Here is a 14,035-nt window from a genome sequence, read left to right on the forward strand (position 1 = left end):
ACGACCTTGCGGTCGATTACTGCTGAACCTGCAGCTCGGTGCGACGGTTGCGGGCGCGGCCGCTCTCCGTGTCGTTGCTGTCGATCGGGTCGTTCTTGCCATGGCCGATCGGGCCCTGCAGGCGGCTGGCGTCGATGCCGTGCGAGGTCAGGTAGTCGTACACGATCTGCGCGCGACGCTCCGACAGGCTCTGGTTGTAGGCATCGGTACCGACCGAGTCGGTGTAGCCGGCCACCGTGACCTTCACCTGCGGATAGCGCTGCAGGGTGTCGACGGCCTGGTCCAGGATCGCGATCGAATCGGCGGTCGGGGCGGCCAACGCCTTGCCGATCTCGCCGGCCTTCACGTGGCCCTTCTTCGGATAGTCGAACTTGAAGTTCACGCCGCGCAGGTCGATCACGACCTTCTGCGGGCAGCCGTCCGGACCGACGATGGTACCGGCAGGCGTACCCGGGCACTTGTCGTCGCAGTCGTTCACGCCGTCGCCGTCACTGTCCAGCTTGGAGCAGTCGGGAGCCGCCGGAGGCGGCGCAACGGTCGGAGCAACCGGCGGAGCTCCGAAGCGCGACACCACGCTGAAGCCCAGGAACCAGTCGCCGTAGCCATTCTTCTCCGGCTGGGTCTTGTCGTCCCAGTCGTAGCGATAGCCGGCTTCGGCACGGATGTCGGAGCTGTCGGTGATGGTCTTGGAAATACCCACGCCCAGTTCGGCGGCCGGCGACCAGCCGTTGTCGAAGCGGCTGTGGTGGTAGCTGCCCATCACGCCGGCCAGCAGGTACGGACGCCAGGCATCCCAGGCGCCGAAGTAGTAGCGCGCGGCCACGCCGTAATTGTTGTTGGACCAGTTACCGCCGCCGATCTTGCGGTCGATGTCGCGCTTGGTGCGGTCGATGAACAGGTCGATCGACGTGTTCGGCGCGATGAACTTGCCCACGCCCAGGCCGTAATAGACCTGACGGCTGTTGGTGTTGCGGTCGGTGTCGTTGTAGTAGCCGCCCACGGTCGGGGCGATATACCAGCGGCCGTCGTAGGTGGGAGTGGCAGCGCTGGAACTGCTGTCCTGCGCATGAGCGGCACCTACGCCGCCCAGGGCAAGCGCGATCAGGAAGTACAAGCCCTTACGATTCATCAGGTGTCTCCTCGTTTATTGGTTTTCGCGTCCGTTCCACCCCCAGGCGGGAAGCCCTGAGGGTCTCCCCACCATGAGTCCGGGCCGATGCCGGCCTACTTGAAGCTAAACCACCCGAAACGGGCGCGGAGAGTTTAGCAAAAAACAAACAATTGCCAGCCACTCCGAACGCTCGTTCAGTTTTCAGCTCACGCCGTCTTTACAACGTGAAGAGTCCCAGAAAGTCCTGTACAGGCATGGCATCGAGCGTTGAAGGGTCTCCCGTGGCCCCGAGGATCGCCTCGACCTGCCGCGCCGGCAAGTGCCCGCGCAAGGCACCCTCGAACTTGTCGAGCAGCACCGGGATGCCCTCGGCCCGGCGCCTGCGGTGGCCGATGGGGTAATCGATCGACACTTTTTCCGTGCAGCTGCCGTCTTTGAAGTACACCTGCACCGAGTTGCCGATGTAGCGCTTGCCCGGATCGAAGTAGTCCTCGGTGAACTTCGGGTTCTCGCCGACCACCGTCCTGTCGCGCAAGGCATCGATGCGTGGGTCTGCGGCCACTTCGTCGCCGTAGTCCGCGGCCGTGAGGCGACCGAAGATCAGCGGCACCGCCACCATGTATTGAATGCAATGGTCACGATCGGCGTAGTTGGCCAGCGGCCCGGTCTTGTCGATGATGCGACGCCCCGCCTCCTGCGTATCGATGGCCACCGTCGCGATCTGGTCGATCCGGTCCGCCACCAGCGGGTGCAGCTTCATGGCGCACTCCACTGCGGTCTGGGCGTGGAACTCGGCCGGATAGCTGATCTTGAACAGCACGTTCTCCATGACATAGCTGCCAAACGGCCGTTCGAACTCGAACGCCCTGCCCCCGAAGGCCACGTCGTAATAACCCCAGGTCTTCGCGCTGAGCGCCGATGGGTAGCCCACTACCTCGCGGTACACCGCATTGATCGCGTGAAGGACGGCGCGACGGCACGCATCGCCGGCCGCCCAGCTCTTGCGCGGACCGGTGTTGGGCGCATGCCGATAGGTGCGCAACGCGCCATTGTCGATCCAACTGTGCGAGATCGCGGTGACGATCTGATCCCGACTTCCGCCAAGCATCGCCGTAGCCACGGCGGTGGAAGCCAGGCGCACCAGGATCACGTGATCCTGCCCGACGCGATTGAAGCTGTTCTTGAGCGCGTAGCAACCCTGGATCTCATGCGCCTTGACTGCATAGGTCAGCACGTCGCGCACTGAGAGCGGCCTGCCACCTTCGCGTTCGGCCTTGCGGCTCAGGTAATCAGCCACCGCCAGAATGGCGCCGAGGTTGTCGGACGGATGCCCCCATTCGGCGGCCAGCCAGGTGTCGTTGAAATCCAGCCAGCGGATCTGCGTGCCGATGGCGAATGCCGCCTGCGCCGGGTCCAGCTCGTGGCTGGTGCCCGGCACGCGCGCACCGCCCGGCAGGGTGGCACCCGGGACAAGCGGGCCCAGGTGCTTTACGCATTCCGGAAACTTCATCGCCATCATGGCGGTAGCGAGAGAGTCCAGCAGCATGTACCGCGCGGTGTCGTACGCCTCCTGCGAATCGATGCGGTAGTCGACGACATAATCCGCGACGTCGACCATCAGCCGGTCGGGATCGGGCCGCTTGGCGGAACGGATGTCGTGCGCGCTCATGAGGCTCGTCTCCTGACGAAAGGGAAACCGCCGCGATGTCGGATCGTTCAAACCTGCTGCTGACACCATACAGCGGACGAACGCCCACCCTGCGACTCACGCCGCCGGTACGCGCACCCAGCCCTCCATCAGCACGCGCGCGCTGCGGCTCATGATCGCCTTGGTGACGGCCCAGGCGCCATCGACCAGCGCCGCCTCCGCCCCCACCCGCAACGTACCCGACGGATGGCCGAAGCGCACCGCCTGGCGTTCACCGCCGCCCGCCGCAAGATTCACCAGCGTGCCCGGAATCGCCCCCGCCGTACCAATCGCCACGGCTGCCGTACCCATCATGGCGTGGTGCAGTTTGCCCATCGACATCGCACGCACCAGCAGGTCGACATCACTCGCCGCGACCGGTTTGCCGCTCGAGGCAACGTAGTCGGCCGGCTTGGCGACGTACGCGACCTTGGGCGTGTGCTGGCGCGTGGCGATCTCGTCGAGCGACTTGATCAGGCCCATGCACAGCGCGCCATGTGCGCGAATAGCCTCGAACATGGCCAGGGCCTCAGGGTCGCCATTGATCGCATCCTGCAGTTCGGTGCCGTTGTAGCCGATCGCCGCGGCCTCGACGAAGATCGTCGGAATGCCGGCGTTGATCATGGTCGCCTTGAGCGTGCCGACGCCCGGCACCTCCAGGTCGTCGATCAGGTGCCCGGTCGGGAACATCGCGCCGCCGGCACCCTCTTCTTCCGCGGCCGGATCCATGAATTCCAGCTGCACTTCGGCCGCAGGAAACGTCACGCCGTCCAGCTCGAAATCGCCGGTCTCCTGCACCGCGCCGGCCGTCATGGGCACGTGCGCAATGATCGTCTTGCCGATATTGGCCTGCCAGATACGCACCGTGGCGATGCCGTCGCGCGGCACGCGCGCCGGGTCGACCAGGCCGCCGGCGATGGCGAATGGACCCACGGCCGCCGACAGGTTGCCGCAATTGCCGCTCCAGTCGACGAAGGCCTTGTCGATCGCCACCTGCCCGAACAGATAGTCCACATCATGATCCGCACGCGTGCTCCTGGACACGATCACCGTCTTGCTGGTGCTGGAGGTGGCGCCGCCCATGCCGTCGATCTGCTTGCCGTAAGGATCGGGGCTGCCGATCACGCGCAGCAGCAGCGCATCGCGCGCGGTGCCTGGCGCCTGCGCCGCCTCGGGCAGATCCTGCAGGCGGAAGAACACACCCTTGCTGGTGCCTCCACGCATATACGTGGCGGGAATGCGAATCTGGGAAGCGTGTGCCATGTTCGTGCGTGTCCTTTAGCGGCTCAGGCCGCCTGCGAGGCTTCGAGGAAATCCTGCGCGAAGCGCTGCAGCACGCCGCCCGCCTCATAGATCGAGACCTCTTCGGCAGTATCCAGTCGGCAGGTCACCGGCACCTCGACGCGCTCGCCGTTCTTGCGGTGGATGACCAGCGTGAGGTCGGCGCGCGGCGTGCGCGCACCGACGACGTCGAAAGTCTCGGTGCCGTCGATGCCCAGCGTCTTGCGGCTGGTGCCGGGTTTGAACTCCAGCGGCAGCACGCCCATGCCGATCAGGTTGGTGCGGTGGATGCGCTCGAAGCCTTCGGCCGCGATCGCCTCCACACCCGCCAGGCGTACGCCCTTCGCGGCCCAGTCGCGCGACGAACCCTGGCCATAGTCGGCACCGGCGATCACGATCAGCGGCTGCTTGCGCTCCATGTAGGTCTCGATCGCCTCCCACATGCGCATGACCTTCCCTTCCGGCTCCACGCGCGCAAGAGAACCTTTCTTCACTTCGCCATCGACAACGGCCATTTCGTTGACCAGGGTGGGATTGGCAAAGGTGGCACGCTGCGCGGTCAGGTGGTCGCCGCGATGCGTCGCGTACGAATTGAAGTCCTCTTCCGGCAGGCCCATTTTCGCAAGGTACTCGCCGGCCGCGCTGTTGGGCAGGATCGCGTTGGAAGGCGACAGATGGTCGGTGGTGATGTTGTCCCCTAGCACCGCCAGCGCACGCATGCCCTTGAGCGTGCGCTCGCCCGCAAGGGCGCCTTCCCAGTACGGCGGACGGCGAATGTACGTGCTCTGCGCGCGCCAGTCATACAGCGGCGCGGCACTCGTGCCGCCCTGCCCGGCGCGCGCGAACATCGGATCGTAGACCTTGCGGAACTGCTCCGGCTTCACGCTGGAGGACACGATCGCGTCGATCTCCTCGTCGCTCGGCCAGATGTCCTTGAGCGTCACCGGCTGGCCGTTGGCGTCGACGCCGAGCGCGTCCTTCTCGATATCGAAGCGGATGGTGCCGGCGATGGCATAGGCCACGACCAGTGGCGGCGAAGCCAGGAAAGCCTGCTTCGCGTACGGGTGGATGCGGCCATCGAAGTTGCGGTTGCCGGACAGCACCGCGGTGGCGTACAGATCGCGGTCGATGATCTCCTGCTGGATCGCCGGATCAAGCGCGCCGGACATGCCATTGCAGGTGGTGCAGGCGAACGCGACGATGCCGAAGCCGAGCTTTTCAAGCTCGGGCAGCAGGTTCGCCTCCTTCAGATACAGCTCCACTGCCTTGGAGCCGGGCGCGAGCGAACTCTTCACCCACGGCTTGCGCACGAGGCCGCGAGCGTTCGCGTTGCGCGCCAGCAGCGCCGCCGCGATCACGTTGCGAGGATTGCTGGTGTTGGTGCAGCTGGTGATGGCGGCGATGATGACGGCGCCATCGGGCATCTGGCCCGGCTGCTCTTCCCACTGACCGGCGATGCCGCGCGCAGCCAGGTCGGACGTCGGCAGGCGCTTGTGCGGATTGGACGGCCCCGCCATGTTGCGCACCACTGAAGACAGGTCGAACGTCAGCGTGCGCTCGTACTGCGCCGCGGCGAGCGTATCGGCCCACAGGCCGGCGGCCTTGGCGTAGGTCTCTACCAGCTTGACCTGCTCGTCGCTGCGGCCGGTGAGGCGCAGGTAGTCGAGGGTCTGACCGTCGATGAAGAACATCGCGGCGGTGGCGCCGTACTCCGGCGCCATGTTGGAAATGGTCGCGCGATCGCCCAGCGTGAGGCTGGCCGCGCCTTCGCCGCGGAACTCCAGGTAAGCGCCGACCACCTTCTCCTTGCGCAGGAACTCGGTCAGCGCGAGCACGATATCGGTGGCGGTGATGCCGGGCTGGCGCTTGCCGGTGAGCTCCACGCCGATGATGTCGGGCAGGCGCATCCACGAGGCGCGGCCGAGCATCACGTTCTCCGCTTCCAGGCCGCCCACGCCGATGGCGATCACGCCAAGCGCATCCACATGCGGCGTGTGGCTGTCGGTACCGACGCAGGTATCCGGATAGGCGACACCCCTGCCTTGATCATCGTGTTGCACCTGGATCACCGGCGACATCTTCTCCAGGTTGATCTGGTGCATGATGCCGTTGCCCGGCGGAATCACGTCGACGTTCTCGAACGCTTTCTTGGTCCACTCGATGAAGTGGAAGCGGTCTTCGTTGCGGCGATCCTCGATGGCGCGGTTCTTCGCGAACGCGTTCGGGTCGAAACCGCCGCACTCCACCGCCAGCGAGTGGTCGACGATGAGCTGCACCGGCACCACCGGATTCACCTTGGCCGGATCGCCGCCGCGATCGGCGATCGCATCGCGCAGGCCGGCCAGGTCCACCAGCGCCGTCTGCCCGAGAATGTCGTGGCAGACCACGCGCGCCGGGAACCAGGGGAAATCACGCTCGCGCTTGCGCTCGATGAGCTGCTTGAGCGACTCCACCAGGATCGCCGGATCGCAACGGCGCACCAGGTTCTCGGCGAGCACACGCGAGGTGTATGGCAACGCATCGTAGGCGCCCGGCTGGATCGCCTCCACGGCGGCTCGCGCATCGAAATAGTCCAGCGACGTGCCGGGGAGGGATTGGCGGTAGACGGTATTCATAAGTGTCGAGAACCCTGGAGATAGACGCCCGGCTGAGCGCAAGCCGGCGCCCGGGCCGCATACGCCAGCCAGCGGCCGCTCGCTTGGCTGCGGAATCGACACATTGTAGCGAGGGAAAGCCTTTTCCTTAAGGGCTTTGCCTTGACTGGTATGCACGGCGGCGTCGACAATGACGCCACACTTATCCCAAAGGGGAGTAGTTCCGGGACGCCGTCGATCGGCGCCCGTGCAGCGGTCGTCATCACGAGCGGGGCACCGCTCCGGTCACTGCAGCGGTTCCGCCGCGAACGAGACTTTTGCGGTAATCACGAGGCTGCGTGCGCTCGTGGTTGCTGCATTCGTCCCGCGCGCAGGAACATGAACCGCATGGATTTCCTCACTCCCGAATTCTTCTCCGGCCTGCTCGCCATCGTCCTGCTCGACCTGGTGCTGGCGGGCGATAACGCCATCGTCATCGCGCTGGCCGCGCGCAATCTGCCCAAGGCGTTGCAGAAGAAAGCCGTGTTCTGGGGCACGTTCGGCGCGGTGGCGGTACGCGTCGCGCTGACCGCCGTGGTGGTCTACCTGCTCAAGCTGCCTGGCCTGATGCTGGCCGGTGGCCTGCTGTTGCTGCCGATCGCCTGGAAGCTGTTGCGCTCCGACGAGGGCGACGGACACAAGGTCGGCGCCGCGGCCAGCTTCTGGTCGGCCATCCGCACCATCGTGGTCGCCGATGCGCTGATGGGCCTGGACAACGTGCTGGCCATCGCTGGCGCCTCCGGTGGCCACATGACCCTGGTGATCATCGGCCTGGCCATCAGCGTGCCGCTGGTGGTGTGGGGTTCCACCCTCATCCTCAAGCTGATCGAGCGCTTCCCCCTCATCGTCTACATCGGCGCCGGCGCCATCGCCTGGACCGCGGCGCGCATGATCGCGCACGACCACCTGCTCAAGCCCTGGTTCGATGGTCACGACTGGGCGCGCTACGTGCTGGACGCGGCGCTGGTCGCCGCGATCTGCGGTGGTGGCTGGCTGGCGCAGCGCCGCCGCGAGCGCCTCGCGCGGACCGCTTGAGCTAGCCGGAAGGGGCCGCCACACTGCGGCCCCTTCCTGCGCCACGAGTTCCTCCCATGAAGCTGTACTACATTCCCGGCGCCTGCTCGCTCGCCGACCACATCGTGCTCGAATGGACAGGCGCCGCCTACGAGGCCGAAGCGGTGCCACGCGATCAGCTGCGTTCGCCCGCGTACTTGAAGGTCAATCCCACCGGCCAGGTGCCGGTGCTGCGGGACGACGACGGCTGGCTGCTGACCGAGAACGTCGCCATCCTCGCCTACCTTGCCGACCGTTTTCCGGACGCCAGGCTCGCCGGCGAAGGCCCGCGCGGTCGCGCGGAGGTGCTGCGCTGGCTGGCCTACCTCAACTCCGACGTGCATCAGGCCTTCAAGCCCATCTTCAATCCGCAGCGCTTCGTCGCGGATGAATCCGTGCATGCCGAGCTGCAGGCGAATGCGCGCACGCGCCTGCGCGGCATGTTCGAACGGCTCGACGCGCAACTGGCCGATCGCGACTGGCTGGCTGGCACGCGCTCGATCGCCGATCCCTACCTGTTCGTGGTGCAGCGCTGGGCCAGGGGCAAGGGCGTGGACTTGTCGGGTCTGGAGCACCTGGAAAGCTTCGCCCGGCGCATGCGCGAAGACGCGGGCGTTCGCGCGGCGATGAAAGCCGAAGGCCTCTGAACACTCTTCGCCGTCATTCCTGCGCAGCCGGAATGACGGCGTTTTCAATACGTCATCGGCACGCGCACCGTCACCGTCGCATCCGGCGTATCGCGCGTCACGCCGACGCCCAAGGTGAAGTTCAACGTGCGCTTCTCGCTGAAGCGATACGAGCCGCCGATCAGCAAGGTGCCTAGCACCGTCTTGGCCGAACCGGCCACCGTGTGATTGTTCTGCTTGGTCACGCCCACCCAGCTCTGGTCATAGCCGATGCTGAAGGACGCCTTCTCGTTGAGCGCCAGGCCCATGCCCACGCTCACGTCGGCTACGTCGCCCACCTTCACCCTGCCCAGCTGTTCCCTGCCCGCCAGCAACAGCGTGCGGCTGACATGGCTGCGCGCGAAGTTGTGCAGGTAGCTCACATTGCCGAAGAACACCACCGGATCGGACGGATACAGCCAGGTCACGCCAGGTTGCAGCGAGTAGAACCCGCTGCCCGTCGGCAACTGCAGCGGCAAGCCGGTACCCGTCGCGTTCTGCACGCAGCGCTGCACGCAATCGGTGGTCACCTCGAAGGGATCGCGTCCCGTGCGCGACTTGAAGCGCAGCCAGGCCACGTAATAGGCCTTGTCTGCGCCGCCATCGTTGAACTGGTAGCGCGCCGTGGCTTCGACGTCGCCCAGCCCGTGACCGCTGGCGCCGAACACCCGGTCGGTCGCCGAACCGGTGAAGATCTCGCGGCTGATGGTGTCGGTATGCCCATACACGTAGGGCACGCGCACCTCGGCCTCCAGGCGATTGGTGATGCCGTAACGCAGTGCGATCGCGCCGGTCTGCGTGGTGGTCTTCACCTGGCGCGCATCGATCAGGCCGATCAGGATCGCGGGAATCACCGTATAACCCACCAGCGCCACGCGTTCGGCCGACGAATAGCCGAACTGATACGAAGGCTCCACGATCAGCTTGCCGCGTGGCGTCAACACGCCGGGCTGATCGAAGATCGGCGCGACTTCCGGAGGCCGCGTGTCTTTTGGCGGCGCCTGACCCACCGGCTCGTTGTCTTCCGCGGACTGGGCTGGCGCCAGCGCGTCCATGCCCGGCATCGGCTGCGCGGTGGCCATGCTGCCGGCGGCGCGGATATTGCCCGCGCGCTGCCGCTCCAAGACATCCATGCCTACGGCATGCCGCAGTGACTGATACTCGGCCTCCTGCGCGGCGAGCGTGCGCTTCATCGCTTCAAGCTGTTCCATCTGCGCGGCGATCTGGCTGCGCATCGCATCCAGGCGCTCGGCTTGCGCCTTCACCTGTACGTGCAAATCGTCCACCTCAGCCGATGGCGACGCACCGCTCACGGCTGCCGCCGGCGCCTGCGTCTGCTGCGCGGCGACCGTGCCGGCGAGCAGGATCAGACCCGCCGCTGCGCCATGACGCCACCGCGTTCCACCGCGGCGAGCGCCGGCTCCCATTCGATACCCCCCTACCCGACGAACCCTGATCATCGCCCTTCCCCCTTTATGGAATCCCGGCTCGCTTGCTCAGCGGCCAAGCGGATTGGCCGTCGCCGCCTGCAGGCTCTGCTGGAGATTCAGGCTGCGAAACGCACCGAGGCTGTTCACCGACACGTCCAGCGTGGTCTGCGTGGTGATGTGCTGGTTATCCAGCGTGTTCTGCACCAGCGTGGCGGCCATCGGCGTACTCAGCGCCGATGGATCGACCGTGTTGCCCGGCCCGATCTGCAGCACGGAAGCCGCATCGATGGCCGACGACAACGCGCCAGCCTGTACCGTGCTCAGATGCCCGACATCCGGCAACTGAATGTGCAACGACGTCACCAGCGCCCCATTGAGATACACCGCGCGGTCGATGCCCAGCGAGGCCACCAGGCCACCGCCCCAGTCGAAACCGCCGCGCGCGGCGTCCAGCCGCGCTTCGCTCACCGGCTGCCAGCCGGCAGGCCCGCGCTCGTCCGCGCTGGCTGTCATCGCGATCCCGGATGCGCACAACGCAAGACACCACCTCAGCTCAAGCACGCGCCTGCTCATATGTCCCCCGGGCCCCGCTTGGGCAAAGTCATGCCGTCCAGGCCACGCCGGTCGATGCCCGAACCCAGCGGCGCCATCGGCGCGGCGCGCCAGTCCGATGCACCGTTGAACACGGCGAGCGAACGGCGGTTGTGAATGACGAATATCAGCCGGTTCTTCCACATCGCCTCGAAGCGCGCGCGCGGCAGCGAGCGCGTGCCCAAGGCGGGATCGCCAATCAGCACGCGCCCGTCGCGCAGCCCCTTCACCACCACGAAGTGGTGATAGCCGCGCTCGTCCACCAGCACGATCGCCGGCAGGTGTTCCTGTTCGAGCTTGTCCAGCGGCACGTCGAAACCGTCGGCATCGAAACCATTGGCCGCGAGATAGCGCTTGATATCCAGCAGCGAGAAGCCTTCCTTGCCGATCTTGGCGCGGTCGCCGTGCGCGTACATCTGCTCGAACGCCGCCTGCTCATTGACCGGATAGCCATACTGGTAGGTAAGTAGCGTCGCCACCGCAGCCGAGCCGCAACTGAAGTCGTACTTCTGGCGAATGGTGTTGCGGAAGCGCGCTTCCTTCAGGCTGGTCAGCCGCAGACTGAACACCTGCCCCTGCGCTCCGGGCACCGGGACCGACGACGCCGGCGCCGCGCCGTGCCAGCACAGCGCCGTCAGCAAGACCAGCGGCAGCGCGGCTCTCATGGACGGAACTGCACGTTGATGATGGTCGCGTTCTGGATCAGCACGTTGTTACCGGTGTTCTGGATCACCATCGGCACGCCCGCCGCGCCCTGGAACGAGCCTGCGCTGATCGTGTTGTAGCCCGTGACGACATGATCGGCATGGTTGTCGCTGACCGTGCCGTTCAAGCTGATGCTGGCGCTGACGTCGGTACCGCCGCTCAAACCGGCGAGCACCCCCGTATCCACCCGTGTGCCCAGCCCCTCGACGTCGTCGGGACGTGGCGTCGCAGCGGCGCGATACACCGCCCCCGCCGGGATCTGTGCGGTGGACAGATAGGCCGGCGGCGAGCCGGCCAAGGCCACGCCCCAACCGCCGATCGACAGGCACGCCAAACCCACGCTGCATGCAGCCTTGATGTTCCGCATGGCGGTTCTCCCTTGCGCGAACGTGGCGGGGCACGCGGCCCCGCCACGCCATGGCGCATCAATGGCCGACGTTGAGATTGGCTTGCACGTTCACGCTTTGCTGCGTGAGCGCGGCCACGCCGCTGTTCTGCGCCATCACCGTCACGCCCGCCGCTGCCGCCGCGGCGCCATCCATGTGATTGGACATATCGAAGGCGCCTGCATTGGCCCACGCGCTGCCGCCCGCGGCGCCGTTGCCGCCGGCACCGCCGCCCGCCGCGCCGCCCACGCCTTCGCCGCCTGCGCCACCCATGCCGCCGACACCGCCGGTCGCATCGGCCGCGCCGCTCGCGCCGCCGGTGGCCGTCGCGCTGCCGCTGGTCGGGGTGGAGGTTCCGGCCGTCGCCGCGCCACCGGCCCAACCGCCGTTACCGCCTGTAGCCGTGCCGCCGGTACTGTTGCGGCGCGCACTGGCATCGGCGTTGGAATAGTTGTCGCCGCTGCTGTCGCCGCCCCTCGCGCCTGCGCCTGCCAAGGCCGCGCCACTGGATGCCGAGCTGTCGCCCACATGCCCACTGCGCGCATGCGCATCGCCGCCATTGCCGGCAGCACCGCCGCTGGCACCGGTGCCATAGCCGCCATACGCGTCGCCGCCCGAACCGCCGCGGCCGCCGTTGGCGTTGCCCCAGTTGTTGGCTACGTTGCCGATGCCGCTGACGTAGATCTGGGTGACCGTGCCGTCGAGACGGCTGACCGCCACGGCCTTGCTGGTGTCGAAGGAACTGGTAATGGATGAAGTGGCCGTCGCGCCGTTGTTGGCGCCCGCGGAACCCTGACCGGTGGAATAAGCATCACCGCTGTTGTTGCGGTCGTTACCCTGACTGGAATTGGTCCGGGTATGGGTCGAACTGTTGTTGTGCGAATTGGTCGAGTTGTCGTCCGCCATGGCCGGCAGCGCCAGGCCAATACCCAGCAGAATCGCCGTGGCGATAAGTGTCTTGCGCATGGACTCTCTCCTTCGGAACGCGTGTGCCCCCTGGTTCGCCGAACTAAGCGGCCCCGAAGCATTGGCAACATGCGTGCCACGCGCATGCGCACTCTCAGCGCCACGCGAACTCTTCCCGGAAAGTCAGCAACTTGGGCTAGCCGGCGAGCACAAAGCAGAACAAAGAACCCGTCGTGCGCCGATGCGAAGTGCATCAGATGCGTTACTGCGAACCTCGCCGCCGCGTCGATCAGCCCGGTGTCGAACGCCGGCGGCATCGCATCGAGACTGCCATGTCGGCCTCGTGCATGCATGTAACGCCGACGACACACGTGTGCCGTGCCAACGCCAACGTTGCATCCACGCGCATGATGGGCAACATCGTTTGCGCATGAATGCGCCCGCCGCATGACCATCGCCGCCGCACACGCGAGACGGGCGCCCGTTGCAGGCGCCCGCGGCGGAGCCGGGCCCGCTCAGTACACCAGGTTGGTGGTGGAGGCCGTGGCGGTAATGCCGTAATTGCACTGCGGCGCAGTCGAACCGACCGGATAGTCCTTGGTCCACGGAGGCGACGCGACCTGCACCTGGTTGAGGTCGTAGACCTTGATATTGGTGAAGGCGATCGAACCGTTGCTTGGGTACTGGCTGCAGTTGCTGACGCCGTACGCTTCCAGCACGCCGCCGAAGACCCAGGTCAGCGAGGCATAGGGATTGGTCGTCAGCGTGGTGCTGGTGTTCTTGGTGACATCCTTGGAAACGATCTTCCAGGTGGAACAGCTGACGCCCGGCGAGCAGTTCGAGTACGTGTCGCCGGTGATGCTGTCGCCCACCGACACGTTGATCGGCGAGCTATGGTAGGTCGTGCCGCTCACGCAGCAGTTCCAGCTGGCCATGGTCCAGGCGTGATCGTTGTAGCCATTCCAGCCCAGCACCGGCTGCAGGATGGACTGCACGTTGGGCAGCTGTTCCAGGCCAGGGAAGAAATAGATCACCTGGCTGCCGGAACTGGACGGATTGCTCGGCACCTTCCAGCTGGCGACGATACGGCCGATCGGCGTGCTGCTGGTGTAGTTCGTATCGATCACCCAGCCGTTGATGGTCGGGTTCTGCCGTGCCGGGAAGCTCACCATGCCGTTGGGCTCGATCCGCGTGCCGTTCATCGCGAAATGCGGCTGCGTGCAGAGTGCCGGCTTGCGCAGCGAGCCATCCGCACGCCGGATGCTGCCGTCCTGGTGCAGCTGTTCGCCTTCATGCACCACCTGCACGCAGGCAGGATCGAAATAGCCGTTCGGGGTCACCACGAAATTGTCCGGCACGCCCTGGGGCCGCAGCTGCTGCTCCATCGTTCCGACAGCAGTCAGCGCGGCGTCGGGCTTGAGCGCCGCTTCCTCGGCCGCCTGCGCGACACTTCCCGCGAAGACCAGGAAGGACAAGGCGGCGATCAGCGATGCGCCGAACCTGTTCCGGCGCGTTCTTCCGATGCATCGATTCATGGGTCGCACACTCCTGATGGCATTGGGATCGAGATCGTCCATGCAGAGGAGA

At 66.2% G+C, this 14,035-nt stretch carries 12 protein-coding genes; 2 read left to right on the forward strand and 10 right to left on the reverse strand.

Going from position 1 to position 14,035, the window contains the following annotated elements:
• Positions 1 to 16 precede the first annotated feature (16 nt).
• From ACNR9O_RS13850 to acnD, 4 genes are all read right to left on the reverse strand, one after another.
• Positions 17 to 1,129 carry an OmpA family protein gene (locus tag ACNR9O_RS13850; RefSeq protein WP_473687896.1) on the reverse strand — a complete coding sequence of 371 codons (1,113 nt, stop codon included), beginning with the start codon at positions 1,127 to 1,129 and terminating at the stop codon, positions 17 to 19.
• A gap of 199 nt (positions 1,130 to 1,328) precedes the next feature.
• Positions 1,329 to 2,780 (reverse strand): bifunctional 2-methylcitrate dehydratase/aconitate hydratase, encoded by a 1,452-nt coding sequence (locus ACNR9O_RS13855; RefSeq protein ID WP_473687894.1) that lies wholly within the window; start codon positions 2,778 to 2,780, stop codon positions 1,329 to 1,331.
• Between the two features lie 96 nt (positions 2,781 to 2,876).
• Entirely contained in the window at positions 2,877 to 4,061 is a 1,185-nt protein-coding gene (prpF, locus tag ACNR9O_RS13860; RefSeq protein WP_473687892.1) for a 2-methylaconitate cis-trans isomerase PrpF, read from the reverse strand.
• A 23-nt stretch (positions 4,062 to 4,084) separates the two neighbouring features.
• Positions 4,085 to 6,694: a Fe/S-dependent 2-methylisocitrate dehydratase AcnD gene (acnD, locus tag ACNR9O_RS13865; RefSeq protein WP_473687890.1), complete on the reverse strand. Its 2,610-nt coding sequence runs from the start codon at positions 6,692 to 6,694 to the stop codon at positions 4,085 to 4,087.
• Between the two features lie 366 nt (positions 6,695 to 7,060).
• Here acnD and ACNR9O_RS13870 point away from each other — a divergent pair, with 366 nt between their 5' ends.
• Together ACNR9O_RS13870 and ACNR9O_RS13875 are read left to right on the forward strand one after the other, a co-directional pair.
• On the forward strand, positions 7,061 to 7,747 hold the full coding sequence (locus tag ACNR9O_RS13870; protein ID WP_473687888.1) for a TerC family protein: 687 nt from the start codon (positions 7,061 to 7,063) through the stop codon (positions 7,745 to 7,747).
• Between the two features lie 56 nt (positions 7,748 to 7,803).
• A complete protein-coding gene (locus ACNR9O_RS13875; protein ID WP_473687886.1) occupies positions 7,804 to 8,412 on the forward strand; it encodes a glutathione S-transferase N-terminal domain-containing protein in 609 nt (202 codons plus the stop codon).
• A 44-nt stretch (positions 8,413 to 8,456) separates the two neighbouring features.
• On the opposite strand, the gene ACNR9O_RS13880 is transcribed toward ACNR9O_RS13875, so the two are convergent.
• From ACNR9O_RS13880 to ACNR9O_RS13905, 6 genes are all read right to left on the reverse strand, one after another.
• Positions 8,457 to 9,857 (reverse strand): coiled-coil domain-containing protein, encoded by a 1,401-nt coding sequence (locus ACNR9O_RS13880; RefSeq protein ID WP_473687884.1) that lies wholly within the window; start codon positions 9,855 to 9,857, stop codon positions 8,457 to 8,459.
• Positions 9,858 to 9,926: 69 nt separating this feature from the next.
• On the reverse strand, positions 9,927 to 10,373 hold the full coding sequence (locus ACNR9O_RS13885) for a hypothetical protein (RefSeq protein WP_473687881.1): 447 nt from the start codon (positions 10,371 to 10,373) through the stop codon (positions 9,927 to 9,929).
• A gap of 56 nt (positions 10,374 to 10,429) precedes the next feature.
• Complete coding sequence (locus ACNR9O_RS13890; protein WP_473687879.1) at positions 10,430 to 11,116, reverse strand: C39 family peptidase; 687 nt, start codon at positions 11,114 to 11,116, stop codon at positions 10,430 to 10,432.
• Positions 11,113 to 11,523, reverse strand: coding sequence for a hypothetical protein (locus tag ACNR9O_RS13895; RefSeq protein ID WP_473687877.1), 411 nt, complete (start codon positions 11,521 to 11,523; stop codon positions 11,113 to 11,115). Before ACNR9O_RS13895 ends, ACNR9O_RS13890 begins: the two co-directional genes overlap by 4 nt.
• Before the next feature lie 58 nt (positions 11,524 to 11,581).
• On the reverse strand, positions 11,582 to 12,508 hold the full coding sequence (locus tag ACNR9O_RS13900; RefSeq protein ID WP_473687875.1) for a hypothetical protein: 927 nt from the start codon (positions 12,506 to 12,508) through the stop codon (positions 11,582 to 11,584).
• Positions 12,509 to 12,963: 455 nt separating this feature from the next.
• Positions 12,964 to 13,983, reverse strand: coding sequence for a hypothetical protein (locus ACNR9O_RS13905; protein ID WP_473687873.1), 1,020 nt, complete (start codon positions 13,981 to 13,983; stop codon positions 12,964 to 12,966).
• Between the last annotated feature and the right edge of the window lie 52 nt (positions 13,984 to 14,035).

This window comes from Dyella sp. CR10, assembly GCF_055814425.1.